At 75.1% G+C, this 3,164-nt stretch carries 4 protein-coding genes and 1 pseudogene; all 5 read left to right on the top strand.

The features are described from left to right. Positions 1–265 (top strand): annotated as a pseudogene (locus AB0I76_RS26055) (monooxygenase); the annotation flags it as partial. Further along, positions 262–831, top strand: a complete 570-nt coding sequence (locus tag AB0I76_RS26050; RefSeq protein WP_357040602.1) for a GNAT family N-acetyltransferase — start codon at positions 262–264, stop codon at positions 829–831. The pseudogene AB0I76_RS26055 and the gene AB0I76_RS26050, both read left to right, overlap by 4 nt. Then, positions 828–1,676: a carotenoid biosynthesis protein gene (locus AB0I76_RS26045; protein WP_357040599.1), complete on the top strand. Its 849-nt coding sequence runs from the start codon at positions 828–830 to the stop codon at positions 1,674–1,676. Before AB0I76_RS26050 ends, AB0I76_RS26045 begins: the two co-directional genes overlap by 4 nt. After that, positions 1,673–2,800, top strand: coding sequence for a glycosyltransferase family A protein (locus AB0I76_RS26040; protein WP_357040596.1), 1,128 nt, complete (start codon positions 1,673–1,675; stop codon positions 2,798–2,800). The genes AB0I76_RS26045 and AB0I76_RS26040 overlap by 4 nt, the downstream gene beginning before the upstream one ends. A gap of 9 nt (positions 2,801–2,809) precedes the next feature. Then, a partial coding sequence (locus AB0I76_RS26035) for an FAD-dependent oxidoreductase (protein WP_357040593.1) occupies positions 2,810–3,164 on the top strand: 355 nt, incomplete at its 3' end.

Below are 3,164 nucleotides of genomic sequence, written 5' to 3'. Positions count from 1 at the left end.
GGAGAACCCCACCCCCTCCTTGTACGCCCGACCATTCGGTGTCGGCGAGGCGCCGCTGGGCTGGCAGGGCACGGTGAGCGTGTGGCGCGACCAGACGGACCTGGTGGCGTTCGCGTACCGTCACCCGGAGCACCGCGCCGCGATCACGCGGACCCCCACGGAAGGGTGGTACGCGGAGGAACTCTTCGCGCGGTTCGAGGTGCGCGACGTGGTCGGTGACCGGGCGGTGCTGGGGTGGGTCACGGACGAAAGAGGCAGAGCATGAGGCTGGTGCGGTGGACGCCGGACGACCTCGTCCGGCGGCTGGACGACGTGGTGGCCGTCTACGGCGAGGCGATGGGATACCGCACCGACCTGCTGGACGCCCGGCGCGGCTACATCGCCACCCACGTCCGCCGCCCCGGTTTCCGCGCGGTGGCCAGCCTGACCAGCGAGGGGCACCTGGCCGGCTTCGGCTACGGCTACCTCGGCGCACCCGGCCAGTGGTGGCACGACCAGGTGTGGCGGGCCCTGGACCCGACGGCCCGCCAGCGCTGGCTGACGTACTGCTTCGAGGTGGTGGAGCTGCACGTCCGGCCCCCGGCGCAGGGGCACGGCCTGGGCGCGGGGCAGCTGCGGGCCCTGCTGACCATGGCCGAGGGCGCCACCACGCTGCTGTCCACGCCGGAGGCCGACGAGCAGCGCTCCCGGGCCTGGCGGCTGTACCGGCGGTTCGGCTTCGTCGACATCCTGCGCGACTTCCACTTCCCCGGGGACGAGCGCCCGTTCGGCGTGCTCGGTCGGAACCTTCCGCTGCCCGCGCCCGCCGCACCCGGACCGGGCGCACCGTGACCGCACGGCGGTTCTCCTGGGCGCTGCTGGCCGTGCTGGTGCTGGTGCAGATCTGCTACCCGCTGACCACCGGCACCACCCGGGCCCGGCTCACCGTGGCCACGGTCGTGCTGGGCTACCTGCTGTCGGTGGGCCACGCGCTGCTCACCCGCGGCCCGCGTACGGCGGCGGCGCTGGTCGCGGTGGCCACCGGTGGCGGGTTCGCCATCGAGGCGCTGGGCGTGGCCACCGGTTTCCCGTTCGGCAGCTACGACTACTCCGGCCAGCTCGGGCCGAAGCTCGCCGGGGTACCGCTGATCATCCCGCTCGCGTGGACCTGGATGGCCTGGCCGGCCTGGCTGGCGGCCGTCCGCCTGACCGGAGGCGTCGACCGGGCCACCGGCGCGGACGGGATCGGCGCCGGCCGTACGCTGCGGCGGATCGCGCTGGCCACCCTCGGACTGGCCACCTGGGACCTCTTCCTCGACCCGCAGATGGTCGCCGAGGGCTACTGGGTCTGGCGGGACGCCACCCCGGCGCTGCCCGGCCTGCCCGGCATCCCGGTCAGCAACTACCTCGGGTGGCTCCTGTTCGCGGTGCTGATGATGAGCGCGCTGCGTCCCCTCGCCGGTGCGGCCGTGGCGGTCACCGACTCCCGGGACGACCCGATGGCGGCGCTCTACCTGTGGACCTACTTCTCCAGCGTGCTCGCCCACGCGGTCTTCCTCGCGCTGCCCGCCTCGGCGCTGTGGGGCGCGGTGGGCATGTCGGTGACCGCCGTGCCGCTCGCGGTGAGCCTGTACCGGGCCCGGCGCGGTGACCGGGACAGCCGGCCCCGGCCCACCCGGGTCGACGTCCCGGCATGACCGTCGTACTCACTTTGTTGTTCGGCGTCGCCGTGCTGACCGGGCACACCCTGGTCAACGCCGGTCGCTGGCTGCGCCGCCTCACCGACCGGCCGGCCGAGGTGACCGAACCGGTGGCGGTGCTGCTGCCGCTGCGCGACGAGGCCGCGCGGGTCACCCCGTGCCTGGAGGCGCTGCTGGCCCAGCGGGGCGTGCCGGCCCTGCGGATCGTGGTGCTCGACGACGGGTCCACCGACGGCACCGCCGACGTGGTCCGCGCGGTCGTCGGCGACGACCCCCGGGTCACCCTGCTGACCGGGGTCGCCCCGCCGCCGGGCTGGCTGGGCAAGCCGCACGCCTGCTGGCAGCTCGCCACCCGAACCGACCCGGCGGCCACCGCACTGGTCTTCGTCGACGCCGACGTGGTCCTGCACCCGTACGCGGTGGCGGCGGCCGTCACCGAGCTGCGCGCCGCACGGGTGACGCTGCTGTCGCCGTACCCCCGGATCGTGGTGGCGACGGCGGCCGACCGGCTCGTGCAGCCGCTGCTGCAGTGGTTGTGGCTGACCTTCCTGCCGCTGCGGGCGATGGAGCGCTCGCCGCGGCCGTCCCTGGCGGCCGCCGGCGGGCAGTTCCTCGTCCTCGACCGGGCCGGGTACGCCGCCGCCGGCGGGCACGCCGTGGTGGCCGCCAGCGTGCTGGAGGACGTCGAGCTGGCCCGGGCGGTCAAGCGGGCCGGCGGCCGGATCGCCCTCGCCGACGGCTCCCGGCTGGCGTCCTGCCGCATGTACGCCGACTGGCCGCAACTGCGCGACGGCTACTCGAAGTCGCTGTGGGCCTCGTTCGGGCACCCGGGCGCGGCGGCGGCCGTGGTGGCGCTGCTGCTTCTGCTCTACACCGCTCCCCCGCTGGCCGCGCTGGTGGCACTGCTGGCCGGCGCGCCCGCGGTGGCCGCGGCGGGGCTGGCCGCGTACCTGGTCGGGGTGGCCGGTCGGGTCGTCAGCGCGCGGGCGACCGGCGGACGGTGGTGGCCCGACGCGCTGGCACACCCCGTGTCGGTCGTGGTCCTCGGTTGGCTGACCCTGCGGTCGTACCATCTGCGGAAGCGGCGCCGCCTGTCCTGGCGTGGCCGCCCGGTCACCTAGGAGGGCGACATGGCGCGGATCGTGGTCGTCGGCGCCGGGGTGGGTGGGCTGGCCACCGCCGCCCGGCTGGCCGCCACCGGACACGAGGTCACCGTCTTCGAGCGGGCCGACACGGTCGGCGGCAAGCTCGGGCGGTACTCACACGACACCCCGGCCGGGATGTTCCACTTCGACACCGGGCCGAGCCTGCTCACCCTTCCCGACGTCTTCCACGACCTGTTCGAGGCGACCGGCGCGAAGCTCGACGAGTACCTCGACCTGGTTCCGCTGGACACGATCGTGCGGCACGTGTTCCCCGACGGCGGGCCCACGCTCGACTCGTGCGCCGATCCGGCGGAGTTCACCGCCCGGATCGGCGCGGCGT

It is taken from the genome of Micromonospora sp. NPDC049799, assembly GCF_040656655.1.
Lineage (GTDB): Bacteria > Actinomycetota > Actinomycetes > Mycobacteriales > Micromonosporaceae > Micromonospora.
This window is presented reverse-complemented; position numbering and strand designations above follow the sequence as displayed.

Coding starts and splice junctions, on each gene's coding strand:
- AB0I76_RS26050 (WP_357040602.1), top strand. CDS start 262: ATGAGGCTGGTGCGGTGGACGCCGGACGACCTCGTCCGGCGGCTGGAC.
- AB0I76_RS26040 (WP_357040596.1), top strand. CDS start 1,673: ATGACCGTCGTACTCACTTTGTTGTTCGGCGTCGCCGTGCTGACCGGG.